36 protein-coding genes are annotated in these 22,650 nt (G+C 60.0%); 29 read left to right on the top strand and 7 right to left on the bottom strand.

All coding sequences use genetic code 11. The annotated features are described in order from the left end of the window. Positions 1-183: 183 nt before the first annotated feature. From ACX82Z_RS10705 to ACX82Z_RS10690, 4 genes are all read left to right on the top strand, one after another. Complete coding sequence (locus ACX82Z_RS10705) at positions 184-1,263, top strand: AI-2E family transporter (RefSeq protein ID WP_459588617.1); 1,080 nt, start codon at positions 184-186, stop codon at positions 1,261-1,263. Between the two features lie 8 nt (positions 1,264-1,271). Continuing rightward, complete coding sequence (gene hdaA, locus ACX82Z_RS10700; protein ID WP_459588616.1) at positions 1,272-1,943, top strand: DnaA regulatory inactivator HdaA; 672 nt, start codon at positions 1,272-1,274, stop codon at positions 1,941-1,943. Positions 1,944-2,028: 85 nt separating this feature from the next. Continuing rightward, positions 2,029-2,238: a hypothetical protein gene (locus ACX82Z_RS10695; protein WP_459588614.1), complete on the top strand. Its 210-nt coding sequence runs from the start codon at positions 2,029-2,031 to the stop codon at positions 2,236-2,238. Between the two features lie 127 nt (positions 2,239-2,365). Then, a complete protein-coding gene (locus ACX82Z_RS10690) occupies positions 2,366-2,572 on the top strand; it encodes a hypothetical protein (RefSeq protein WP_459588613.1) in 207 nt (68 codons plus the stop codon). Positions 2,573-2,739: 167 nt separating this feature from the next. Here ACX82Z_RS10690 and ACX82Z_RS10685 read toward each other — a convergent pair whose 3' ends face one another. Both ACX82Z_RS10685 and ACX82Z_RS10680 read right to left on the bottom strand, forming a co-directional pair. Then, complete coding sequence (locus ACX82Z_RS10685) at positions 2,740-3,918, bottom strand: tyrosine-type recombinase/integrase (RefSeq protein ID WP_459588611.1); 1,179 nt, start codon at positions 3,916-3,918, stop codon at positions 2,740-2,742. Further along, the gene (locus tag ACX82Z_RS10680; protein WP_459588610.1) at positions 3,915-4,481 is read right to left on the bottom strand and encodes an Arc family DNA-binding protein; all 567 of its coding nucleotides are present in this window, start codon (positions 4,479-4,481) and stop codon (positions 3,915-3,917) included. The genes ACX82Z_RS10685 and ACX82Z_RS10680 overlap by 4 nt, the downstream gene beginning before the upstream one ends. A 107-nt stretch (positions 4,482-4,588) precedes the next feature. Here ACX82Z_RS10680 and ACX82Z_RS10675 point away from each other — a divergent pair, with 107 nt between their 5' ends. The 11 genes from ACX82Z_RS10675 to ACX82Z_RS10625 all read left to right on the top strand — a co-directional run bounded on the left by ACX82Z_RS10675 (position 4,589) and on the right by ACX82Z_RS10625 (position 10,928). After that, on the top strand, positions 4,589-4,780 hold the full coding sequence (locus ACX82Z_RS10675) for a hypothetical protein (RefSeq protein ID WP_459588608.1): 192 nt from the start codon (positions 4,589-4,591) through the stop codon (positions 4,778-4,780). A 134-nt stretch (positions 4,781-4,914) separates the two neighbouring features. Continuing rightward, positions 4,915-5,133: a hypothetical protein gene (locus tag ACX82Z_RS10670; protein ID WP_459588606.1), complete on the top strand. Its 219-nt coding sequence runs from the start codon at positions 4,915-4,917 to the stop codon at positions 5,131-5,133. Further along, a complete protein-coding gene (locus tag ACX82Z_RS10665; RefSeq protein ID WP_459588605.1) occupies positions 5,133-5,345 on the top strand; it encodes a hypothetical protein in 213 nt (70 codons plus the stop codon). The genes ACX82Z_RS10670 and ACX82Z_RS10665 overlap by 1 nt, the downstream gene beginning before the upstream one ends. Beyond that, the gene (locus tag ACX82Z_RS10660) at positions 5,342-5,626 is read left to right on the top strand and encodes a hypothetical protein (RefSeq protein ID WP_459588603.1); all 285 of its coding nucleotides are present in this window, start codon (positions 5,342-5,344) and stop codon (positions 5,624-5,626) included. The genes ACX82Z_RS10665 and ACX82Z_RS10660 overlap by 4 nt, the downstream gene beginning before the upstream one ends. Then, on the top strand, positions 5,623-5,889 hold the full coding sequence (locus ACX82Z_RS10655) for a hypothetical protein (RefSeq protein ID WP_459588601.1): 267 nt from the start codon (positions 5,623-5,625) through the stop codon (positions 5,887-5,889). The genes ACX82Z_RS10660 and ACX82Z_RS10655 overlap by 4 nt, the downstream gene beginning before the upstream one ends. Beyond that, positions 5,886-6,773, top strand: a complete 888-nt coding sequence (locus ACX82Z_RS10650; protein WP_459588600.1) for a ParB N-terminal domain-containing protein — start codon at positions 5,886-5,888, stop codon at positions 6,771-6,773. The genes ACX82Z_RS10655 and ACX82Z_RS10650 overlap by 4 nt, the downstream gene beginning before the upstream one ends. Next, the gene (locus ACX82Z_RS10645; protein WP_459588598.1) at positions 6,770-7,258 is read left to right on the top strand and encodes a YdaU family protein; all 489 of its coding nucleotides are present in this window, start codon (positions 6,770-6,772) and stop codon (positions 7,256-7,258) included. Before ACX82Z_RS10650 ends, ACX82Z_RS10645 begins: the two co-directional genes overlap by 4 nt. Further along, a complete protein-coding gene (locus ACX82Z_RS10640; RefSeq protein WP_459588596.1) occupies positions 7,255-8,745 on the top strand; it encodes a DEAD/DEAH box helicase in 1,491 nt (496 codons plus the stop codon). The genes ACX82Z_RS10645 and ACX82Z_RS10640 overlap by 4 nt, the downstream gene beginning before the upstream one ends. Continuing rightward, a complete protein-coding gene (locus ACX82Z_RS10635; protein ID WP_459588594.1) occupies positions 8,735-9,688 on the top strand; it encodes a toprim domain-containing protein in 954 nt (317 codons plus the stop codon). Before ACX82Z_RS10640 ends, ACX82Z_RS10635 begins: the two co-directional genes overlap by 11 nt. A 77-nt stretch (positions 9,689-9,765) precedes the next feature. Further along, complete coding sequence (locus tag ACX82Z_RS10630; protein WP_459588592.1) at positions 9,766-10,332, top strand: hypothetical protein; 567 nt, start codon at positions 9,766-9,768, stop codon at positions 10,330-10,332. Between the two features lie 179 nt (positions 10,333-10,511). After that, positions 10,512-10,928, top strand: a complete 417-nt coding sequence (locus tag ACX82Z_RS10625; RefSeq protein ID WP_459588590.1) for a DUF983 domain-containing protein — start codon at positions 10,512-10,514, stop codon at positions 10,926-10,928. Positions 10,929-10,984: 56 nt separating this feature from the next. Here ACX82Z_RS10625 and ACX82Z_RS10620 read toward each other — a convergent pair whose 3' ends face one another. From ACX82Z_RS10620 to ACX82Z_RS10605, 4 genes are all read right to left on the bottom strand, one after another. After that, the gene (locus ACX82Z_RS10620; protein ID WP_459588589.1) at positions 10,985-11,245 is read right to left on the bottom strand and encodes a hypothetical protein; all 261 of its coding nucleotides are present in this window, start codon (positions 11,243-11,245) and stop codon (positions 10,985-10,987) included. After that, positions 11,242-11,442 (bottom strand): hypothetical protein, encoded by a 201-nt coding sequence (locus ACX82Z_RS10615; protein ID WP_459588587.1) that lies wholly within the window; start codon positions 11,440-11,442, stop codon positions 11,242-11,244. Before ACX82Z_RS10615 ends, ACX82Z_RS10620 begins: the two co-directional genes overlap by 4 nt. A gap of 4 nt (positions 11,443-11,446) precedes the next feature. Beyond that, positions 11,447-11,620 carry a DUF3606 domain-containing protein gene (locus ACX82Z_RS10610; RefSeq protein ID WP_459588586.1) on the bottom strand — a complete coding sequence of 58 codons (174 nt, stop codon included), beginning with the start codon at positions 11,618-11,620 and terminating at the stop codon, positions 11,447-11,449. A 108-nt stretch (positions 11,621-11,728) separates the two neighbouring features. Then, positions 11,729-11,932, bottom strand: a complete 204-nt coding sequence (locus ACX82Z_RS10605; RefSeq protein WP_459588584.1) for a hypothetical protein — start codon at positions 11,930-11,932, stop codon at positions 11,729-11,731. A 271-nt stretch (positions 11,933-12,203) separates the two neighbouring features. Here ACX82Z_RS10605 and ACX82Z_RS10600 point away from each other — a divergent pair, with 271 nt between their 5' ends. Beyond that, positions 12,204-12,473 carry a PepSY domain-containing protein gene (locus ACX82Z_RS10600; RefSeq protein WP_459588582.1) on the top strand — a complete coding sequence of 90 codons (270 nt, stop codon included), beginning with the start codon at positions 12,204-12,206 and terminating at the stop codon, positions 12,471-12,473. A gap of 85 nt (positions 12,474-12,558) precedes the next feature. Here the strand turns inward: ACX82Z_RS10600 and ACX82Z_RS10595 are convergent, their stop codons facing one another. Next, positions 12,559-12,843: a hypothetical protein gene (locus ACX82Z_RS10595; protein ID WP_459588581.1), complete on the bottom strand. Its 285-nt coding sequence runs from the start codon at positions 12,841-12,843 to the stop codon at positions 12,559-12,561. Between the two features lie 518 nt (positions 12,844-13,361). Between ACX82Z_RS10595 and ACX82Z_RS10590 the strand changes: the two genes are divergently transcribed. From ACX82Z_RS10590 to ACX82Z_RS10530, 13 genes are all read left to right on the top strand, one after another. Then, on the top strand, positions 13,362-13,565 hold the full coding sequence (locus tag ACX82Z_RS10590) for a hypothetical protein (RefSeq protein WP_459588579.1): 204 nt from the start codon (positions 13,362-13,364) through the stop codon (positions 13,563-13,565). A 156-nt stretch (positions 13,566-13,721) separates the two neighbouring features. Beyond that, positions 13,722-14,201 carry a P27 family phage terminase small subunit gene (locus tag ACX82Z_RS10585; RefSeq protein WP_459588578.1) on the top strand — a complete coding sequence of 160 codons (480 nt, stop codon included), beginning with the start codon at positions 13,722-13,724 and terminating at the stop codon, positions 14,199-14,201. Continuing rightward, positions 14,170-15,885 (top strand): terminase large subunit, encoded by a 1,716-nt coding sequence (locus tag ACX82Z_RS10580; protein ID WP_459588576.1) that lies wholly within the window; start codon positions 14,170-14,172, stop codon positions 15,883-15,885. The genes ACX82Z_RS10585 and ACX82Z_RS10580 overlap by 32 nt, the downstream gene beginning before the upstream one ends. Next, the gene (locus ACX82Z_RS10575) at positions 15,885-17,099 is read left to right on the top strand and encodes a phage portal protein (protein WP_459588574.1); all 1,215 of its coding nucleotides are present in this window, start codon (positions 15,885-15,887) and stop codon (positions 17,097-17,099) included. The genes ACX82Z_RS10580 and ACX82Z_RS10575 overlap by 1 nt, the downstream gene beginning before the upstream one ends. Then, the gene (locus tag ACX82Z_RS10570) at positions 17,077-17,943 is read left to right on the top strand and encodes a head maturation protease, ClpP-related (RefSeq protein WP_459588572.1); all 867 of its coding nucleotides are present in this window, start codon (positions 17,077-17,079) and stop codon (positions 17,941-17,943) included. The genes ACX82Z_RS10575 and ACX82Z_RS10570 overlap by 23 nt, the downstream gene beginning before the upstream one ends. Positions 17,944-17,957: 14 nt before the next feature. Further along, complete coding sequence (locus ACX82Z_RS10565) at positions 17,958-19,175, top strand: phage major capsid protein (RefSeq protein ID WP_459588571.1); 1,218 nt, start codon at positions 17,958-17,960, stop codon at positions 19,173-19,175. Between the two features lie 62 nt (positions 19,176-19,237). Beyond that, a complete protein-coding gene (locus ACX82Z_RS10560; protein ID WP_459588569.1) occupies positions 19,238-19,468 on the top strand; it encodes a hypothetical protein in 231 nt (76 codons plus the stop codon). 2 nt (positions 19,469-19,470) lie between these two features. Further along, on the top strand, positions 19,471-20,031 hold the full coding sequence (locus ACX82Z_RS10555) for a hypothetical protein (RefSeq protein WP_459588568.1): 561 nt from the start codon (positions 19,471-19,473) through the stop codon (positions 20,029-20,031). Next, a complete protein-coding gene (locus ACX82Z_RS10550; RefSeq protein WP_459588567.1) occupies positions 20,031-20,378 on the top strand; it encodes a hypothetical protein in 348 nt (115 codons plus the stop codon). The genes ACX82Z_RS10555 and ACX82Z_RS10550 overlap by 1 nt, the downstream gene beginning before the upstream one ends. After that, complete coding sequence (locus ACX82Z_RS10545; protein ID WP_459588565.1) at positions 20,375-21,031, top strand: hypothetical protein; 657 nt, start codon at positions 20,375-20,377, stop codon at positions 21,029-21,031. The genes ACX82Z_RS10550 and ACX82Z_RS10545 overlap by 4 nt, the downstream gene beginning before the upstream one ends. Next, positions 21,031-21,441: a phage tail terminator-like protein gene (locus ACX82Z_RS10540; protein ID WP_459588564.1), complete on the top strand. Its 411-nt coding sequence runs from the start codon at positions 21,031-21,033 to the stop codon at positions 21,439-21,441. The genes ACX82Z_RS10545 and ACX82Z_RS10540 overlap by 1 nt, the downstream gene beginning before the upstream one ends. Positions 21,442-21,469: 28 nt before the next feature. Next, positions 21,470-22,435, top strand: a complete 966-nt coding sequence (locus ACX82Z_RS10535; RefSeq protein ID WP_459588562.1) for a phage tail tube protein — start codon at positions 21,470-21,472, stop codon at positions 22,433-22,435. Further along, positions 22,435-22,593: a hypothetical protein gene (locus ACX82Z_RS10530; protein ID WP_459588561.1), complete on the top strand. Its 159-nt coding sequence runs from the start codon at positions 22,435-22,437 to the stop codon at positions 22,591-22,593. The genes ACX82Z_RS10535 and ACX82Z_RS10530 overlap by 1 nt, the downstream gene beginning before the upstream one ends. Positions 22,594-22,650 lie beyond the last annotated feature (57 nt).

Below are 22,650 nucleotides of genomic sequence, written 5' to 3'. Positions count from 1 at the left end.
CATGCGATCCAAGATCGTGCCGCTCTTGGCAGAAGCAGCGCCGGACTGCAAGGCGCGTTGCTCATCACGCCCACTTGACCGGCCGAAGGCGCGGTGCCTATGTCGTCGCTTTGCGCAGGAGCCGATCGGATCGCCATGAAAACGCCTACGCCTTCCGTTCCGCCTGTAATGGAGCCGCAACGAATGTCCTGGCGTCGGCAGGTCATGTTCTGGGTGATCGCCATCGCCGGCCTCGTCCTGTTCCTGTTCGTTTTTTCCTCGATTCTGTTGCCGTTCCTTGCCGGCATGATCCTCGCCTATTTTCTCGATCCGGTGGCCGACAGGCTGGAGCGGATCGGGTTTTCGCGGCTTTGGGCAGCGGTAACTATCCTCGTGGCGTTCGTGCTGATCCTTGCGGTCGGACTTGCCGTATTCGCGCCGATCATGGTGAACCAGCTCGCCGATTTCATCGCTGCGGTGCCGGATTACTTCGCGCGGCTGCGCAGCCTCGCCACCTCGTTCGATATCGAATGGCTTTCTTCGCGCGTCGGCATCGAGCCGCAGGGACTTGAAGAAGGCATCAATTCGATATTTTCAGGCGGCGCGGGTATCGTCACTGGCCTGCTCGGCTCGCTCTGGAGCGGCGGCCGTGCGCTGGTCGATATCGTAGGGCTTCTCGTCGTCACCCCGGTCGTTGCCTTCTACATGCTCGTCGATTGGGACCGGATGGTCGCGCGCGTCGATCAGTTGATCCCTCGCGATAATGTTCGTACCGTTCGCCGGCTGGCGCGCGAGATCGATCATTCGGTTGCCGGCTTTGTGCGCGGGCAGGGCGCGCTCTGCCTCATTTTAGGCACCATGTATGCCATCGGACTGACGCTTGCCGGGCTGAATTTCGGTCTGCTCATCGGCATGTTCGCCGGGCTGATCTCGTTCATCCCCTATGTCGGGTCGCTGACCGGTCTCGTGCTTTCGCTCGGCGTCGCGCTGGTCCAGTTCTGGCCGGAATGGCAGATGATTGCGCTCGTCGCGGCGATCTTCTTCGGCGGGCAGTTCATCGAAGGCAACATTCTCCAGCCCAATCTGGTGGGCAAGAGCGTGGGTCTGCACCCGGTGTGGCTGATGTTCGCGCTGTTCGCCTTCGGCTATCTCTTCGGCTTCGTGGGGTTGCTCGTCGCCGTGCCCGCTGCGGCAGCAGTGGCCGTTCTGGTGCGTTTTGCGATCGAGCGCTACGAGGCTTCGCCGCTTTATCACGGCGTGCGCAAGCGAAACGATCCTGCGTGAGCGCGACGATGAAGAGTCCGCAGCAATTGCCGTTCGATCTGGCGCATCGCGCGGCGACGAGCCGCGACGACATCGTGCCCTCCGTGTCGATCGCGCCGGCTCTTCACCTGATCGATCATTATCCGGACTGGCCGGCGGCCGTTGTCGTGCTCGTCGGCCCGGCCGGTTCGGGAAAGACGCATCTGGCGCACGCATGGCAGGACATGACGGGTGCGGTTTCACCAAGGCCCGGACATCTGGCCGCTGCCGCGCTGGATCTGGCCGAGGGCGGCCCGGTACTGATCGATGACGTGGACGTCGGCACGATCGACGAGACCGGCCTGTTCCATCTGATCAACGCGGTCCGGTCATCGGGCACGCATCTCTTGATGACCGCGAGCACCGCTCCGGCCTCATGGCCGATCACGCTTCCCGACCTCGCCTCGCGCCTTAAGGCTGCTTCGGTCGTCGAGATCGGCGCGCCCGACGACATGCTTCTCGAAGGCGTGTTGACCAAGCTGTTCGCCGACCGGCAGGTCGAAGTCGAGCCGTCCGTGGTGCAATACGTCGTCAAGCGAATGGAGCGTTCGCTGGAGGCGGCAGGTTTGCTGGTCGCCGAACTCGACCGGTTGGCGCTGGCGCGCAAGTCGCGCATCACGCGCGCGCTCGCTGCGGAGGTGGTCGACTATCGCCAGAGTTAACCGTTCTTTCGGCCAAGCCGCTGATCTTGTTGCGATTGTACGGATTTCCGCTAATCTTGCCTCAAGGTAATCTTGGAGAGGGGCCGTGCCGCTTTATCAAAAGGCAGAGGAAGCCGGAATCATTAAACCGGCGCAGCTTGCCCTGTTGTCGAGGGTCTTTCAGGCAACATCGCGGAACGACGAAAGTCAGACGGACCGGGAGGCGCGCGCCTCCCGCATCCTTGGCTACTATCTCGCCGGCATCGAGGACGAGGCGGAGCTTCGCACGTTGGCGAAGCAGCCCCTTCAGCGCTGATACCGGCAGCGCGCAGTCTGGCGTCACCTTATGAAGCTTTTTTCGTCACGAAACAGCGCGCGTGATCAGGAACCATCCGTCACGCTACGCCTTTGCATTTCATAACCATTTTTATCGAGGTCATGAAATGAAGAAGCAATTTGCCACGGCCGCCCTGGTCGCTTCCGCGCTTATGGTAACCGGCTGCACGACCGGCCAGCGTTCGCTCGGTGGAGCCGCCGTCGGTGGCGTCGGTGGAGCCGTAATCGGAAGTTCGGTAGCCGGCACAGGCGGTGCGATTGCAGGCGGCGTTGGCGGCGCAGTCATCGGCTCGGCGGTTGGGCAGAGCCTTTAACTCAAGCGGTTTTCAGCGAGCGCCCGTCGCTGAAAAACGCGGCGGGTGGCTGTTAGGAAATCTGGCGATCCCGGCAGGATTCGAACCTGCGACCATCGGCTTAGAAGGCCCATTCTAGACATTGTAATTGTTGATTATTTTGGCTCTATGTTGCGTCTATGTTGCGCCTAGCTGATCAGGGCGCTTGCGGCGTCAGCCATTTCCTTCCCGTCATCCTTACGCGGAAACAGGTGCGAATAGACATCTGCCGTAACCACGATTGACGAGTGCCCCATGCGCGCCTGCACGGTCTTCATGTCGAGGCCCAGCCCGCCCGCCTCCTTCGGATTGATCAGCCACGACGCATAGAAGTGTCGCAGATCGTGAAGCCCTGAGTAACGGGCGGCGATGATTGGCTCGCCATCGTCGTTCTTCTTGCCAGTGTCGAGCGTCAGGCCGGCGCGCTTCATGGCGGGGGTCAAGCCGCGATTGATGATATTCGAATGGGACTCGGGATTTCCCTGCCCATTAGGGAACACTAGTTCGCCGGTCGGACAAGCCAGCTTCCACTCCTTCAGCGCATTCATCACGACCGGTGGGACGGGGAGGGTGCGCTGGCTCGAATGTGATTTAGTCGCGCCGATCTCTCCGTAGCGGTCGGTGCGCTGGCGGACTGATATCTCTGCCTTCACGAAGTCCACATCCTGCCACCGTAACCCGCGAAGCTCCGACGAGCGCAAGCCGGTGAAAACGGCGGTCAGCAGCACCGGTCGCCATTTGCCATCCAGTGCTGCGAGGAACGCCTTAATCTCTTCGGGTAGAGGGATATCGACTCCGGGCTGTAGGAGGCGCTTGCTGCGCTTCTCCGATCCATTCCGGCGACGGCTCATTTCCTTGACCGCATTCCGTGTGACTAGGCCACGCTCCTGCGCATCTGACAGTATCGCACCGAGCGCGGTGAGTGCCTTCTTCACCATCGCTGGTGAGCGGCCTTCCTCTCGAAGTCGGTCAGCGAATGACCGGACGACCGGAACGGTGATCTTCGACAGCTTCTCCGTGCCGATGAAGGGCGCAACGTGAAGGTTTAGTCGCGCGCGATAGGTATCTACGGTCACGCGCTCAAGCCCGGTCGCCTCACTCGTCGCGATCCACAGCTTGCCCGCCGACGCAACCGTCACGGTTTCTCGGTCGGCAACGTGCGTTCCCTCCCGCACCTCTACCGAGGCCGTCGCGGCGAACTCGTCAGCCTTCTTTTTCAGCTTGAACGATTTCAGCCGGCGCTTGCCTTGACCGTCCACATAATCGACCACCCATGCCGATTTAGGGCCAGTCTTTGGATCGGGCCACAGGCGTTTGCGGACGCTCATTCGTCAAGACCTGCGCTGGCTTTGCGAAACGCCTCCACGAAGCTCTCAAGTTCGCCTTGGTTGCCTTTCGCGGCCTCTTCTATGGCTTTGCCGACAGTGACCATAGCGCGTTGGACCTCTGCAAATTGCTCTCTGAGACCATTCATTGTCTCACGTTGATCCCCTTGAGAGCGCATAATGGCCCACACCTCGCGAAGCTCATCGCGAAGAGCGTTAATCTCGAATTCCCGATGTTCGAGCGTTTTGTCAAAAGCCTCTTTGGCAATTCGCGAACTTCTGATCTCAGCCAGGTAGTTAACCTCACGCTCTTGCTGGCGCTTGATCTGTTGGTCCATCTCCTCAATCTGATCTTGGAGGCCGATGTTGTCGTCACCTTGACGGCGAATATCAGATTGAAGTCGCTGTTCACGAGCCTCGAAAACGAAGCTGTCTTCAAGTCGCGCCACCATCTCAGCATTCATCGAGCGACCGTTGCTTTCAGCAGCCGCTTTTATCCGCTGACGCATCCCATCTGGCATGCGGAGGACGTACTTGTCTTCTGGTTGCAATGGTGTTTTCCCCATGAATGGCTTTTAGCCACGATAAACCGTTTGACACAAGGCTGGCTGTTAGCCAGTATCGATTATGGCTAATAGCCATGGTTACTGATTTGCAAACGAGCGGAGTGCACATGCCATCGTCAAACGAATGTCTCGACCTCATCTGGGGTGTCGAGGAAATCGGCAAGATTATCGGCCGCAACTACCAGCAAACCTACCACATGATCGCTACCGGCAAGCTGCCGATGGTGAAGCAGATCGGCGAACGATACGTCGTCAGCCGCGCGAAGCTGATCACGTTCTTCATGGAGGACGCGGCTTAATGGCATCAGAAATGTCACGCGCGACACGAACGATGTCACCCGCAACAGATACGGCATGCCAGAAAACGAAAGGCCCGGCAGAGGCGGCAACCTCTCCGAGCCAGGAACAATCCAACTCCCCAGAAGGAATGGAAATGAACACGAACGGATATAGCGCGGGCGCACCTGCGTCTGCAAGCCCCCAGACAATGAGCGCGCAGGAGCGCTTGGACTTCCACGCGAAGGAGTTCGCTAAGGCGGCAAGGGAACTGGATCCGACTGCGGAAATCATGTGGCTCGGCAACGCTGTTCCCGGCCTACCCGGTGGGCCTCGCTTCTCGGTCATCGTCTCAGCCAAGCAGGAGGCGCGGTGATGCAGACCACAGATAAGTTCGCCGCTGTCGTCGCCGTCGACCACTTGGACCAGCTTAATGACGATCTCATGATTGCGTGGCTGGCGATTAACAGCCCGCAGACAGCCGAGGGAGAGTACATAAAATACATAGGTGAAGTGATCCATGGCATCCGCATGCGGCTCACTTCGGTGCGTGAGGAACTGTACGACGCAGTTGGGGGTGCGCGATGACCGACCCGTTGCTTAACCTCATCACCGAATACCGGAAGCAGAGCGCTGTTTTCGCCGCCATCCCTGACGACGTTCTCACCAAGCAGAACGAGCCGGAATTCGTCGCGTCGACCTACGGGCCGTCAATGTGTCTCCTTGCCGACGAAGCACCGGAAGCCACCAGTCTTGCTGGCGTTCGCGAAGCTATCCGGTTGGCGTTCGATGAAGACGCCTTTGTTTGTAGGCTGTCTGAAAATGCTCTGCGTTCCGCCCTGGCTTATCTGGACGGAGGCGCATCATGAGCGGCAACCTCGCGGACTGCCCCATTTCCATCACGAACATGACCGTGCGGGACGAAGCAATGAACGCCGAACAGGAGTGCCTGTTCATCGAGTGGCGCGATCTGCATCAAAAGGCACAGCAGACGCTTGATCCTGCGGACGCCCACGCATCCGGGCAAGCGTATCGCCGCTTTTATGAATCGTATCTGGCCAACACCGATTGCCCTTCAACGAAGGTGGTCACGTTCCCGCGCCAGCATCCCGATTGCGGCGGCACAGCATGAGCAGCGCACGGTTCATTTCCCTGAAAGACATCCGCCGCCGCCCCGATGCGCGCGAGATCAACCGCGAAAATGTGGAAGGCATCAAGGCCAGCATCCAAGAAGTTGGCTTGCTGTCACCGGTCATCGTCAGACATGCCGCAGGAAGCACGTTCGAACTGATCGCCGGCAACCATCGGTTCATGGCCGTGCAGGAGCTTGGCGAGCCCGATATTCTGGCGCTCGACCTTGCCGACCTCGACGACCTCAAGGCCGAACTGGCAATGATCGATGAGAACCTTCGCAGGGCCGATCCATCACCCGCTGAACGGAGCGCACAAGTCGCGAGGCGAAAGGCAATCTACGAGGAGCTGCATCCAGAAGCACGCCACGGCGGAGACAGATCGGAACCAAATCGCAAATCTTGCGACTTGAAATCGCAAAGTGAAAACAGCGACGTAGAACGTTTCACAGTCAACACGGCGGCCGCTACCGGGCGCTCCGAACGTGCAGTTCAACTTGACGCAGAGCGCGGGGAGAAGGTCATCCCCGAAGCCCTGAACATGGTGCGCGGGACCAAGCTCGATACTGGCGCTTATCTCGACAAGCTCAAGCGCCTTCCGCCAAACGATCAGGTGCACGCCGTCAAGCGCGATCTGGTTGACCGGCCGCCACCGCGCGAGCCTCAAGACGCATCGCGCTCGGGGGGCATCGCTGCCCGATATTCAAGCTCAACACAGCCGACAACTTCGACACTCGAACGGTTCATTGCGCATACCGACCAGATCGAGGCGATGACGATTGACGACTTGGTCAGAGATGCTGGGCGCAAGCGCTCTACCCTGACGCAGCGCGCGTCAGGTCTCATTGACCGGCTGACTGAAATTCTGGCGAGGGCGGACCAATGAGCCAACGTCCATGGATGAAATTCTTCCCCGCCGATTACATCGCCGACACGACGCACATGACCACCGTACAGCATGGCGCGTACCTACTTTTGATCATGCACTACTGGCGTAACGAGGGTGTGCCTGACGACGATCAGATGCTGTCCCGGGTCACCGGCCTTTCGATGACCGAGTGGCGGAAAATGCGCCCCATCATCCGCGAAATGTTCAACGAAGGATGGCGTCACAAGCGTATCGATCGCGACATTCGCGAAGCCAAGGAAGCCTACGAACGCCGCGCAAAAGCCGGTCGAAAGGGCGGCAAAACAGCAAGCAATGCTCAAGCAATGCTTAAGCCATCAGAATCAGAATCAGATAATGGTCGGGGCCAAGGGACGAACAGCTTCAACGTTGAAGGTAGTAGCTACGTTGAAGGTAGGGCACAGGACAGGCCACGGCTGGCGGTAGTGAACGGAAGCTTCGATACGTCGGAGGTGCCGTTTTGAAGTTCACGCTGCACACGCATCAGGAGCGGGCGCTGGACCTGCTGCGTTCGTCCATTGGCTCCGGCAAGCGCCGCCCCATGCTTCAGGCACCAACGGGCTTCGGCAAGACGCTGATATCGGCGGCAATCGTCGAGGGCGCACTGGCGAAGGGCAACGCGGTTACGTTCGTCGTGCCTTTCCTGTCGCTTGTCGACCAGACGCTTGAGCGGTTTGCTGAGCAAGGCATCACCTGCACGGGCGTCATCCAGTCAAACCATCCGGCGACCGACCCGGACCAACCCGTACAGATCGCTACAGTCCAATCCCTGAAAAACCGCCCGTTGCCGAAAGCGGGCATCGTCGTGATCGACGAGGCGCACAAATGGTTCGACTTCTACGGGACATGGATGGCTATGCCGAATTGGCAGAAGGTGCCGTTCGTCGGCCTGAGCGCCACGCCTTGGACGAAGGGTCTCGGCAAGCACTACGATGATTTGCTGATCCCGACGACGACCAAGCAACTGATCGCCACCGGGTTTCTGTCGCCGTTTAAAGTCTACGCGCCGTCGCACCCTGACCTCTCCAAGGTCCGCACCGTCGCGGGTGATTACCACGAAGGCGAGTTGTCCAAAGCGATGAGCGAGCCGGTGCTGATCGCGGACACCGTGGCAACCTGGCTGAAGCTGGGCGAGGATCGACCGTCGCTTTGCTTCGCCGTCGATCGCGCTCATGCACGCAAGCTCTCGGACGAGTTTGAAGCGGCGGGCGTTCCGACCGGCTACGTCGACATGGACACGCCGGCATCGGAACGCCAGCAAATCGGGGAGCGTCTTCGCAACGGTCAGATCAAGGTGGTGTGCAACGTCTACACGCTGACGACCGGTGTTGATTGGGATGTGCGCTGCATCATCCTCGCACGCCCCACAAAATCGGAAATGCTTTTCACGCAGATCATCGGGCGCGGCCTTCGAACCGCAAATGGCAAAGCGGATTGCCTGATCCTCGACCATAGCGACACGACGCTTCGTCTCGGCTTCGTCGACGACATCCATCACGATCAACTCGACATGGGCAAGCATCAGCGAAGCAGCGGCAAGCCATCGCGGGAGAAGCAACTGTCGCTGCCGAAGGAATGCAAGTCCTGCTCGGCTCTCAAGCCTGCCGGCGTGCATGCCTGCCCCGCATGTGGGTTCGCGCCTGAACGTCAGTCGTTCATCGAGGAGAAGAACGGCGACCTGATCCAGATCAGGGGCGGCAAGCGGTCGAAACAGGATGCGACACCGCATTCGCCACAGGAAGTTTTTTCGATGCTGCTGTGGGTCCAGAAGCAGCGCGGCTACTCGAATAACTTCGCCAAAGCGAAATTCTACGCCCGTTACGACCAGTGGCCGGACGGCCTTAGCCACCATGCGATGCCGCCGGATGCGGTGTTCGGGAATTGGCTCAAGCACGAACAGATCAAATACGCGAAAGGCAAGCAGAAGGAGCAGCGTCGAAATGCGGCATGAACCGTTGAAAGACCGCGCTGTTGGACGCTGGCATGGTATCCTGTCGGGTGTAGGTATCCCGTCAAAGATGCTGCGCAACAAGCACGGCCCTTGCCCGACGTGTGGAGGTAAAGACCGTTTTCGGTTCGACGACAAGGGCGGTCGCGGCACATGGATTTGCAGCCACTGCGGCGCTGGTGACGGCATCGAGCTTGTGAAGCAATTCTTGCGTTGCGACTTCAGAGCCGCCGCGGTTGAGATTGAAAGGCACATCGGTACCTCGCCGGTCATCGCCGCCAATGGTCAGCCGGCGCAGGACGACCAAAAGACCCGCGATTTGATGCGCAAGATGTGGGAGCGGGCGCAGCCGCTGGATTTGCAGGACGCTGCCGGCCGTTACATCAACGCCCGTACCGGACTGATCAATTTCCCGACGACGCTGCGCTTCGCCAAGGACGAGCGATATTCAGACGCTGGGCAAAGGGCGTCGTGGCATCCAGCCCTGCTGGCGAAGGTGGATCCTTGTGATGCCGCAATCGCTGACGGCGAACGCGCCGCTCTTCATCGGACCTATCTCGACGGTCTGGGTGACAAGGCCGATCTGCCAACCCCGCGCAAGATGATGGGATCTATGCCGACCGGTGCCGCCGTTCGTTTGTCACCCGCTGCATCAACCATGGGTATTGCTGAGGGCATCGAGACAGCGCTGTCTGCCTCGATCCTGTTCAACATCCCGGTTTGGGCCGCGCTGACTGCTGGCCTGCTTCAGGACTGGCTACCGCCAGCCGTCGCGCGGACGGTTTTCATCTTCGGTGACAACGACCACAGCCACACCGGGCAAGCGGCTGCGTTTGCGCTGGCCCAGCGGCTGAAAGCGAAAGACTTCGACCCGATCGTTCAACTGCCGCCGCGCACTGGCGAAGACTGGAACGACGTTCTCAAGGCAAAGGGGAAGGCAGCTTGACCACGACTCGCAAACCGTCTGTACGCATCGACGGCGGAAACCGACGCGACCTAGATAAAGAACGGGTCGCATTACGAATGGCAGGCCTTCCGACGCAGCGTCCGACAACCGCTAAGACGCTGGCTCGTAAGGCCGCGATGGCGAAGCGCGACAAAGCTGAGAAAAAAGCAGCGCGCCGTGGTGGTGACGGAACGGTTGTCGAGACGGTCGAAATCAAGGTGTCGGACAATCGCAAGAGACAGCAGTCGATGCGGTGCCGTCCCGGCACGTTCGAATGGCGGTATGGTCGAAACAAGCAGGGCGCGTTGTTCCACGCCGGCAACCATCTCGCAATCTTGTGGGAGCGGGCTGGTATGACCATCGCCAGTTCGGCCAACTTCCTGCGCGGCACATCATCGGGCTATGCAACTGGCCTTGGCGACGGCCGGGCGAACGCAATCGACAAGCTCGAAGGCTTCCGCGAAAAACTCGGTGAACTCCCCGCAAGCAGGCTCGTCGATTACTGCGTTGCCGGCCTCACCGGAGCCGAGATAGCCCGTAAGCACGGGACGAAGGAGCGGGACATGGCCCCGGTTCTTCATCAGCATCTGCGAGACTGTGCAATTCACTTCGGCATGCTTGGCCCGAACGCGAAAGAGTGTTGACTTTCGTCGCGAAGCACCTCAGGTATTGGTCATCTTCGCAAAGTTGCGACGCAGCGACCCGCCCCCTACGAGGCGGGTTTCGTGTTTCTGACGCTCTCTTGTCAGAACGTCGCAACGCTCAAATGACGCATAGGAACATCGTCACGACCAAGCCATTCTCCTGCCAAAGGAGACGCGCAATGGTCGACCCGAAATATGTGCCGACAGACAACCCGATGCTGACTGGTATCAAGGGGCGATGCCCCCAATGTCAGCAGGGCCATTTGTTCAATGGGCTTCTCCAACTTGCACCTCGTTGCGAGGTGTGCGGGTTGGATTACAGCTTCGCCGATCCGGCTGATGGCCCGGCGTTTTTCGCGATGACTATCGCCTGCGTACCGGCACTGGCATTTGCTGTTTGGGTGCAGTCGAATTTCGAGCCGCCGCTCTGGGTTCACATTGTGACGACGCTGCCGCTGATCGTGGCGTGCTGCATAGCGCTGCTACGACCGCTCAAGGGATGGCTGGTATGCTCGCAGTATTTCCACAAGGCTGCAGAGGGCACGATTGACCGCCAGTGGCATGCCGACGCGAGCAAGAAGCAAGATGACCGGTAGGACATGACACCAAAACCCGCCTGGTTGAGGGGCGGGTTTTGTGTTGGAGCGCCAACCTAAGCTGCGCTGCCCTTATCGCCGCCGACTATCGGCTTATCGGTCGGACGGGGAGTAGCGCCCGCTTCACGAGCACCTTCGGTATTCCGATCGACGGTCTTATTGATGAAAGGCTCTTTGCCACGCTCGGGTACGCCGCTTGTTTTCGGCGCTTTGCTGTCCTGATCGGCTTCGGTGTTCATTAGGTCGCGCTTATTGGATTCGGGCACGCCGGTAGCTTCGGTATCGCGAACAGGCGGTGTCGATTGACTGTGGTTCATTTGTCTGACTTTCGCTCGACGCCTGATACGCTGTTGCGATCGGGGTCGTCGTTGTTCTCACCGGCCGCGTCACGATCCGTATTCGGGTCATCCTTCGCTGGGAGATAGCCACGGGGGCGGTTTTCGGGCGGGCCTTCCCACCTCGGCTTTTCGTCGGTAGTGCCGGCGGCGGGATCATTCTTGGGTTCGTCTGTCATCGGATCAGCTCGCAGCTTTGTCGCAGGCATCCCGAGAAGGACCGTGCTTCTCGATGATGTCGCGTGCCTGTTGTTGGGAAAGCCCGTGCTTCTGGGCAAAGTATGCAACTTCGTATGGCTGCTTCGCTGAGACGCGGGCTCGGTCCTGAGCGCCTTGGTCACTTTTATCGTCTACCATGGTGATCTCCTCGCTATTGGAAAGAGCCTAACAATCACTGCAGGCGTGTGTTCCGGCAAAGGTGCGCTGAAAACCCGCCCTAACCGGCGAGCTTTTCGTTAAAAGTGATCAGTCGAAAATTTTTGATCCTTGGTCTACCGAAGTTTGTTCTGAAGAACCCACAGCGTTAGTCGGGGTGCCACCCAGGTAGTTGAGGTAGACCGCGCCGCCGACGATCAGTCCCAGCAGCGCAGCAAGAGCTAGCAGCACTGCGTTGATGGTACGCGGGCGCATATCACTCGCGCTCGTCGTACTGGCGATGTGTCCCAGCATCTTGGGCGCGCTTCTCGTTCCGTGACAAGCGACGTCGTCCAAGAAGTACGTAAGCGATACCGGCAGCGAGCAAGATTGGAGCGCCGACTATCACGAGTGACCAAAACTGACCTTCCATATCGCGATCCTTTCGAGGTTGCTTAGGAGGTCAACTTCTTGGTCGCGCAAATGATCCGAAAGCAGTTCGGACCGGCGACAATGCCACGATTATGGGAACCTCATGCCTACCGCCTCGTTCGACATGCTCTTACCAAAAAGGAGCGTCGATACGATGAAGAAGCTTATGGTTTTGTGCGTTGCTGGGATGGTCGTAAGCGGCCCTGCTATGGCGCAAGATATTGACCCTACTGCCAAGGCCGAGAACGGCAAACGACCTTCCGAAATCCTGACATCCATCGAAGACAGGGAAGACTTTCGCTACCTGGAAGAAATGGAATGGAATGACGATGGCTACTACAGCATTGTCTATCACACGGCCGACAAGGCACGCGTAGAAATCCATATCGATGCGCTGTCGGGCGAACCTGTCGATAATCGGTGATATCACCGGTCGTCCTGACCACGTTACGGCTGTAGCTCGTGAAGTAGAAAAGCAGCCGATCGCGCCCGTTGCGGGGTGCGGTTTATCAACCGTCTAGGTTGACCCGCCGTTGGCGTTTATGACTGCATCCTTCAGTAGAGCAGACATAGTTGTGGAATTCGGTGTCGCCCATCCAGTGCGTCTCGACATTCGACAGCTTCATCTCGCCATGGCAGAGCGGACAAACTTCAGGTGCCGGTCGCCTCGCCAACTCTGCTTCCAACTCGCTGACACGCTTTTCGAGCGCGTCCAGCTTCCCCGGCAGCGCCTTCAACGACTTCCACACGGGAATCTGATCGAGGACTTTCAGTATGTCGGATACCGTAAACACCGTGCCGCGCCCCCTTGGCTGGTCGATACGTGATCGGGCGGTACAGCACCACACAATCTCGGCTCTGTCGATTCAGGTCACGAAGATGGATGGAGGCGATCGGTACGTTGAGATTGTAGACGACGACAGGATCGTATTCGGAAAGCGTTTGACCGCAACCGCTGCTTTCGACCTAGCTCGATTTCTGACTGACTGATGCCCCACAAGCCACCACGCCACCGCCCTGCCGGTCAAGCATCTCGTGCAGAGCAGAAGCGCCAGCACGACCAGAAGCGGAACCGCGAGCAGCCATGGCGGTCATGGTACTGGACCGCGAGATGGCGACGGATGGCGAAGGCCCAGCTTGCAGCCCAGCCGCTCTGTCGCATGTGCGAGAAGGCGGGACGCATCACGGCCGCGACGACATGCGACCACGTCGAGCGACATGCCGGTGACCCGATCAAGTTCTGGACCGGACCATTCCAGTCACTGTGCACGCCCTGCCACTCACGAGACAAGCAGCGGGAAGAGAAACGAGCATGACGCGCTACGTTGCGATCCGACCGACAGCCGACAGCGATTGGGATGCGAAGGCAACCGACAGCCTCGCTAGCACCCTGCACGAGACGGAGCGCAAGCCCATCGACACGGGATTGCTCAATGCGAGCGGTGCCAAGCTCTACCGAATGGAAGATCAAGCGCCCATCGGCTTCATTCACCACGCCGTCATGCGAGGCCGCTGAGAGGCATCACGACCCGGACGACCAGACGGACGGTCCGAACCCGAAACGAGCCCTGACGGCCGCGAGGGGTGGGGGGATGTCAAAGTTGGGGCGTCTAGGGGGCTGCACCGGCGGGGTAGCGATTTTTTGACCCGTGCAAAATGAAAGACATTTTCCATGACCGGTCGCAAGCGTACTCCTGATCATCTGAAGGTTGTCGCTGGAACGGCCCAGCCATGCCGGATGAACCCTGATGCGCCTGTCGCCTTAGTGACCTTGCCCGAAGCTCCAGAATGGCTGTCGGGCCGCGCAACGGAAATCTTCGAGCAACTTGTCGGCATCACTGGGCAGATGGGCGTCGGCTCGGCGTCGGACACTGCGATGTTGGCGATGGCGGCATCCCGGCTGGAGGAAGTGGAGATTTGCACGGCTATCATCGAGGACGGCGGGCGGACCTTCTGTAGCTCGATGGAGTACGACGACGAGGGCCGCGTCACCAGCCAGCAGATCAAGGGCCACCCGGCAGTCGCGCAGCGCAGTGAGGCAATGCGTCACGCTCAATCGCTGCTCGTCGAATTCGGCCTGTCGCCTGCCGCGCGCTCCAAGGTATCGGCGACGAAGACCAATGACAAAAACCCGTTCGCCGCGCTCGGCTGAATACCCACACGTCGAGGCCGGTAACCGATACGCGCGCGAGGTCGTCAAAGGAAAAATCCCGGCGTGCAAGTGGATCCGCCTAGCGTGCCAGCGTCACCTTGACGATCTGGAAGTCAGCAAGAGGCGGGCCTCCGCATATCGCTTCGATGCCAAAACGGCAGAGAAGTGGTGCATCTTCATCGAACTCTTGCCGCACACAAAGGGAGAGTGGGCGCGGCGCGGAGAGAAGCTGAAGCTGGAGCCTTGGCAGTGCTTCAAAACGATCTGCATCTTCGGATGGCTGCGCAAGGATGACGGGCTGCGGCGCTTTCGCAAGGCGCTGATCCTTGAGCCGAGAAAGAACGCGAAATCGACGTGGGCGGCTGGCGTCGGCCTCGGGATGATGACGATCGACGGCGACCACGGCGCGGAGGTCTATTCCGGCGCTACGACGGAAAAGCAGGCTTGGGAAGTGTTCAAGCCGGCGCGGCTTATGGCGATGAAGACGCCGGCGTTCCTGTCGCACTACGGCGTCACTGTTGGTGCCAAGAACCTGCACCGGCTGGGAGACGGTTCGAAGTTCGAGCCGATGATCGGTGATCCTGGCGACGGTGCATCGCCCTCCATGGCGATCGTCGACGAGTATCACGAGCACGCCACTGACCGGATGGTCGACACGATGGAAACGGGCATGGGCGCGCGCGAGCAGCCGCTGATGCTGATCATCACCACGGCCGGCGACAACCTGGCAGGACCATGCTTCGCCGCAGTTCAGGAGGCAGAGAAGGTTCTGGAGGGGCTGGTCGAGAACGACGAGCTTTTCGCTCTGATCTACACGGTCGACCCCGACGATGATTGGTCGTCCGAGATCGCATTGCGGAAGGCCAACCCAAATTACGACATCAGCGTCAAGGCCGACTTCCTGCGAAGCCGTCAGCGCGACGCGAAACAGAACTCGCGAAAGATCGGCGTATTCAAGACGAAGCATCTCAACATGTGGGTGCAGGCGCGTGACGCCTATTTCGACATCACGAGGTGGCGGGAAAGCGCTAAGCCCGAATTGCAGCTGGACGACTTCAAAGGCAAGCCCTGTCGCCTTGCGCTGGATCTGGCGTCGACCATCGACATCGCGGCCATGGAACTGACGTTCGAGCATGAAGGCGGATACGCCCGCTTCGGTCGGTACTACCTGCCAGAGGCAACAATCGAACTGCCGGAGAACCAGCACTATCGTGGATGGCGGGACGCTCCGGAACGGTGGATCACCCAGACCGATGGCGACATGATCGACTATGTGGCGATCCGCGACGACATCCTCGGGCTGCGCGATGCCGGTTTCATGATCGATGAGATCGCCTTTGATCCGCATCAGGCGCACATGATGATGGCTGAGCTTCGCGATGAAGGCTTCGAGACGCTCGAGGTGCGGCCGCTGGTGCTGAACTTCTCGCCAGCAATGAAGCAGATGGACGGGCTAATCCGGTCGCGGAAGATCGCCCACAATGGGGACCCGGTCTTTACGTGGATGCTGTCGAACGTCGTCGCCAAGGCCGACGCGAAGGACAACGTCTATCCGCGCAAGGATCGCAACGAGAACAAGATCGACGGTCCCGTGGCGCACATGATGGCGCTGGCGCGGTGGATGTCGGTGGACGAAGTGGAAGCTGACATGAATGACGTCATTTCCAACGCGGTGTTCGTCTAATGGGCCTTTGGCAGCGATTGTTTGGCAGAAAGCGGACGGCCCGCGATAGCGAGCTGTACGAATATTTTGACGGTGGCGACACGTGGGCCGGCGAGTCGGTATCAACGCACAGCGCGCTCAACCTGTCTGCCTTCTGGGCTTGCACCCGCGTAACGGCTCAGACGGTCGCCAGCATGTCGCTGGAAGTCATGGAGCGGCGTTCGGACGGTGCGCGCGTTCGCGTCTCGGATCATCCACTTCAGGAGCTTCTGGACGACGCTCCGAACGCAGACCAAACCTCGATCGAGTTCTGGGAAGGCCGCGTTCTCGGTCTCTGCACGAGCGGCAACGGCTTCGCTGAAAAGGTTTACCAGGGTGATCGGCTCATTGCCCTAAACCCGATGCCATACGATACGAGCGTTGAGCGCCTGGGGTCGGGAGATCTGCGCTATTCGTTCAATGATCGCGGCAAGACAATCGTGCTGCCGGAGAAGAAGGTCTTCCATCTGAAGGCGTTCGGTGACGGCGATGTTGGCATGTCGCCAGTGTCCTACGCTCGCCAGACCATCGGCACTTCTATCGCGTCTGAGCGCGCGGCTGGCCAGACGTTTGGCAAGGGAATGCGGGCCAAGGGTTTCTTCACCTTCCCAACGCAGCTCACGCCGGAGCAGCGCGAACAGGCGAAGAAGAATTTCGCTGAACGCTATTCGGGGCCGAATGCCCCAGGCGTTGGCATTCTCGAAGCGGGTGTCGACTTCAAGGCGGTGAACATCTCCCCGCGCGATGCCGAATTGATAATGAACCGCCGCTTCAACGTCGAGGAAATCTGTCGCTGGCTGGGCGTGCCGCCGATTGTCATTGGTCATGCCGGTGAAGGCCAGACCATGTGGGGCACTGGCGTTTCCGCGATCATGCAAAGCTGGCTAAACCTTGGCTTGCGGTCGCAGTTGAAGCGCATTGAGAAGGCCATCTCCAAGAGGATCATGACGGCGGAAGAACGCCGCCGGTTCAAGGTCCGGTTCAACTATGAAGACCTTCTTCGTGGCGATGCTGCGGCCCGCTCGGCATTCTACACAGCGCTGCTCAATGCAGGCGTCATGACGATCAACGAAGTTCGCAAGCTAGAAGGCTTGCCGCCTGTCGAGGGCGGCGACGTTCCGCGCATGCAGATGCAGAACGTGCCGATCACCGACGCCGGAAAGGAGACGGCCAATGAGCCTTCGCAATCTACCTGAACTGCCATGCCCCGAAGGCCTCAATGGCGGGATCAAGCTATCGGACAAGGCCGCGCGCATGTTCACTCGGATGGACGCGCCGCAAAGCCTGGCTGCCGACGGATCGGAGACGATCACCATTCTGGACGTCATCGGCTATGACTGGTGGACCGGTGAAGGCGTCACGGCCAAGCGCGTCGAAGCGGCGCTTCGTCAGATCGGCAATAAGCCCGTCACGGTGCTAATCAATTCGCCCGGTGGCGATTTCTTCGAAGGCGTGACGATCTACAACATGCTTCGAGCACACCCGGCCAAGGTGACGGTGCAGATACTCGGCATCGCGGCTTCGGCTGCATCGGCCATCGCCATGGCAGGCGATGAAATTCAGATTGCAAAGCTCGGCTTCATGATGATCCACAACACGCAGTGGGTTGCGGCCGGCGATCGCCACGTCATGAACGAGACCGGCGAAATCATGGCTGTGTTCGATCAGGCAGCAGCCGAAATGTATGCCGAGCGCACCGGAACCGATGTCGAGGCCGTGAAGGCCATGCTTGACGCGGAAACGTGGATGGCAGGGCAGGGCGCGGTCGATAAGGGCTTCGCAGACTCCACCGCAAATTTCGAGGTGTCCGAGGCCGAAGTGAGCAATTCGACTTCTGCACTTTATCGTATCGAGGCCGCTCTTGCGGCTGGCAAGCCTGTGCCGCGCTCCGAGCGCCGCAAGCTGATGAAAGAGATTGTCGAGGCCACGCCGAGCGCTGGCCACGATCACGCCAAGCCGGGCGCTGGCGCAACCGCTGTAGAGGATGACAGCACGTCACTGACCCTTGCCCTTGCGCGATTGAAGCTCGCTCGGGCCTGACAAGGAACACAACAATGTCGAAGACCACGCAGGAGCTCCTTTCGGAGGTCTCCAACGAACTCGTGCGCGTGAGCGATGAGTTCTCCCGCAAGGCTGAAGCGGCCATGACCGAGGTCAAGAACTACGGCAAGCTCTCCGAGGATACGAAGGGCGTTGTCGATGAATTGGCCACCACGCAGACCGCACTGACCGGCGCTGTTGACGACCTCAAGGCTCGCCTTGGTGAAGTCGAACAGAAGTCGGCTCGTCGGGGTGGCGATGCCGCTGACCGTCCGAAATCGCTTGGCCAGCAGGCCATCGAGAACCAGGCGCTCAAGGACTTTGCCCACAGCGTGCAGGGCGGCCGGCGCGTTAGCGTTCCGGTGAAGAACGTTACGACCTCGCCGGACATTGCCGAGGGCGTCGTGGAGCCGCAGCGTCTGCCCGGTATCGACGTGATGCCAAAGCAGCGTCTGTTCATCCGCGACCTGATCGCACCGGGCCGCACGACTTCGCCGGCAATCTTCTGGGTCCAGCAGACCGGCTTCACGAATGCCGCTGCTGTCATCCCCACGGAAGGCACGGCCAAGCCCTATAGCGACATCGAGTTCGCCACCAAGATCACGCCGGTCGCAACGATCGCGCACATGTTCAAGGCGTCGAAGCAGATCCTCGATGACTTCACGCAGCTTCAGTCCATGATCGACGCGGAAATGCGTTATGGCCTGAAGTTCGTGGAAGAGCAGGAAATCCTGTTCGGCTCGGGCACCGGTGGACACCTCGAAGGCATCGTGCCGCAGGCGCAGACGTTCAATCCGGCGTTCGAAGTCGAGAACAAGACGGCGATCGATGACCTTCGTCTGGCGATGTTGCAGTCGCAGCTTGCTCGCCTTCCGGCTACCGGCTTCGTCCTGCACTTCATCGATTGGGCGAAGATCGAACTGACCAAGGACACCCTTGGCCGATACATTATCGGCAATCCGCTCAGCCTTGCCGGCCCGACCCTGTGGGGTTTGCCGGTCGTGGCGACGGAAGCACCGGAGTTCGAGGGTGAGTTCCTTACCGGTGCGTTCCAGACGGCAGCGCAGATCTTTGATCGGGAAGACGCCAATGTCGTCGTGTCCACGGAGAATGCGGACGACTTCGAGAAGAACCTGATCTCGATCCGTTGCGAAGAGCGCCTTGCTCTCGCGGTCAAGCGTCCAGAGGCATTTGTTACTGGCCCGTTCACAGCAGCTCCGGCCGGCGGCTGATCACTCGGCTCATCAAGGCAGGCGGCTTCGGTCGCCTGCTCTATGAACCGAAGGAGCGCATCATGAAACTCACCGCACTGAAAACCTTCCGGCATGGTCCGCAGACGTTCCGTCGTGGTCAGGCCGTCGAGATGTCCGATGCCCAGGCCAAACCGCTTCTGGCGAAGAAGTTCGTGGAAGAGGTCAGAACGTCGAAGTCGACGAAGAACGCTGACCGCGATCCTCTCGACCATGATGGCGATGGTCGCAAGGGTGGTAGCCTGCCGAAGGCCCAGCGCGAGACCAAGGACTGATCATGTCGACGCGCATCATCGAACCTCCTACACCGATCGTGACGCCGGCTGACATCCCCGGCGATCACGCTGCCGATGATGCGTTTATCACTTTGTTGATTGGTGGCGTTCAGTCGGAGATCGACGGTGCGCGCGGTTGGCTTGGTCGTGCGCTCGGCGTCCAGACCATCGAACTGACCGGTGACTGCATGCCAGATCGTCTGCCGTTTCAGCCGATCATCGAGGTTATTTCGGTGACGGTCGACGGCGAAGAAGTCGACGTGCCTGCATGGGAGCAGGATGGCCGATTGACATGGGACCGCAGAATCGGCAGCGGCACGACGGTCATTCGCTACCGTGCCGGTTACGACGCCGACAAGACCGGACCCGTCCCGCCGAATGCCAAGGCTGCGATCATCCTCGCCACCAACCTTCTGAAATCGATGGGTGAAGGCGACATCTTCCAGCAGCAGGAATCGGTCGTTGGCATCGGGGCAACGTCGCGTAACGTGACGCCATATGTCGCCGAGACAATCGAGAAGGCGGTTGGCAATCTGCTCGCGCCGTTGCGGGTGTACCGCTGATGTTGCCCTCGAAGGCAATCGCCAAGCTCGACCGGCTGATCACGAAGCACGGGCAGACGATCGCCCTTCGCCGGGCCGTGGCGAACGCACCTGCGATCGAGGCGACGGTGCGCGGCTCAATGCGCGGCTACCGCCCAGAGGAAATCACGGACGGCATCGCTGTCGGCTCCAGCCAGGTCATCTTGTCGCCGACGGTTTTGAAAGGCACGCCTTTCGAAGACGAATCGAACTGGCCGAGGAAGAACGATAAGGTCGTCATCAACGGTCGTGTCCGCAATATCGAGGCACCTGACCCTGTCAAGATCGACGACGTATTGGTGCGGCTGAACCTGACGGTGGCGGGATGACGGTTCGGGCGCGCATCCCGACGATCAATCGCGACATCGAACTGATGATCGCCGAGACGTTGTCACCGGAGGCACAAGGCCAGCACCTTGCCGACTATGCGCGCGAGCAGCTTATCGTGGCTCAGGATCAGAACCGCGCCGCGCTGGGCCGGGTGCCGACACATGAAACATTCGTCGACGGGCAAGAGCGCAATGATATCGGTGAAGTGCGGGCGAACAGCCAGATCACATTCGAGTTCGCACTTCTCGGCGAAGTTTTGGAATGGATCGGCGAGCAACTTGTCGCGAACTCTCCAGTGCTGTCAGGGCGATATGCAAACTCTCATCGTGTTTTTGCGGATGGCGTCGAGGCTGTGCCGGGTGCGGTGCCACTGGACGCCAGCGAGTTCGTCTTCGTGAATATCATGCCATACGCCCGCAAGATCGAGCGTGGCCAGAGCCCGCAGGCTCCCGATGGCGTCTACGAGGCTGTGTCGGCCGTTGCATCTCGGCGCTTCGGGAACATTGCGCGCGTCCGCTTTTCATTCCGATCGATACAGAATGGCGGCATGCAAGCCTATGTGCCGGTCAACCGGCAGTCGTCGGCAGAGACGCGCGCGGCACATCGCCGTGAAACCGACACCCGCCAGCCGGCAATCGTGGTGACGCTCTGATGGCAAGACAGTCTGTAGTGGATACGGTCGAGGCGTACCTTGCGGCCGAATGGTCGGTCGTGCCGGTCTTCGGTGAGAACGTGGAAGGCGAAACGCCAGAGGATGGCTCGCCCTTTATCGTTTTGCAGTACCCGTATGTCACCTCGCGGCAGGTCAGCCTCGGCGCGCCGGGCGCGAACATCTGGCGCGACGATGGCGCGTTCCGTGTCGTCATCCACGTTGAGCGTGGCTCCGGTGTGAAAGTCGGTCGGCAATGGGCTGACGAAATCGCCGACATTTTTCGGGGCAAGGATCTTGGCATCCTTCAGACATGGGCACCGACCGCCCCTGTGACCGACGACCGGAACCCGGCCGCCACGTACTACATCCTGAGCTTTTCCGTGCCTTACACGCACGACTATTTCGGCTGACCAACCCCTTCCAACTGGAGAAACTGCCATGGCCACGACCGGCATTCGAGCCGGCGCGAATGCGTCGGACACGCGCCTTGCATTCGTTCCTGAAGCCGCCTGGGCGACGACCCCGGCAACACCTGCCTTCGAGCTTTTGCGCTTCACGGGCGAAAATATCCAGCCTGCCAAGGCGACGGTGCGCTCGAACGAGATCAGGCCCGACCGCAACGTGACCGACGAAATCCTCGTCGGCCGCAACGTTGCCGGCAATGCCGATTTCGAACTGTCCTACGGCACCTTCGATCCGATCCTCGAATCGCTGTTCTTTTCCGAATGGGATGACGACGTGATCAAGAACGGCGCAGGTGCTGGTCAGTCGTTCACGGCTGAGCGCACGCTACGGCTTGAAGGCGGCTCGTCGCACTACGCACGGTTCCTCGGGCTCGTCGCCAACTCGATGTCGCTGTCGATCACGGCTGGCCAGCTTGTGACCGGTTCCTTCGATTTCATGGGCAAGTTCGGCGGTGCGGGAACGGCTGCCATTGCAGGTGCGACCTATGCAGAAGCGCCTCAGTCCCGTGTCATCAACGCGGCTTCGCACTTCGCCGCGCTGTCAGTCTCCGGCATCGCCGAGGCACCGCCAATTCGATCGCTCAGCCTCTCGATGACGAACAATCTGCGGCAGCAGCAGGCGGTCGGCGAAACGGATGCCATCGGTATCGGTGCTGGTCGCTTCGAGGTCACCGGCTCGATGGAGGCTTATTTCAAGTCGGGCGCTTTGCTTCAGGCCTTCCTCGACCATGACGATCTGAGCCTTGCGTTCACACTCGGCACGGAGGTAGGCAGCCGCTACCGCATCACGATCCCGACCATTGTCCTGACCGGATCACCGGGCGGCAACGCGTCCTCGAACAATGACGACGTGATGGCGACGATGGCCTTCACCGCCGTGTTCGACCGCATCTCGGCCGAGCCTATCGGCGCAACGGTGCAGATCGAGCGAGGCGTGTGATGCAGGTCAAGATCACCAAGTCGTTCCACGTCGATAGCGCTTCGGGCCGCACCGATTACGTCAAGGGCCAGATCGTCCCGAACGGTCAAAAAAACTGGATCGACAAGGGCCTTGCCATCGCGGACGCGCCGAAGCCCGAACCGAAATCAGCCGACTGACCTCTCCTCCCAAGCCGGCTGACAGCGTCGGCGGTTTCGTCGAGGGCCGCCGGCGCA

It is taken from the genome of Aliihoeflea sp. PC F10.4 (assembly GCF_054612275.1).
This window is presented reverse-complemented; position numbering and strand designations above follow the sequence as displayed.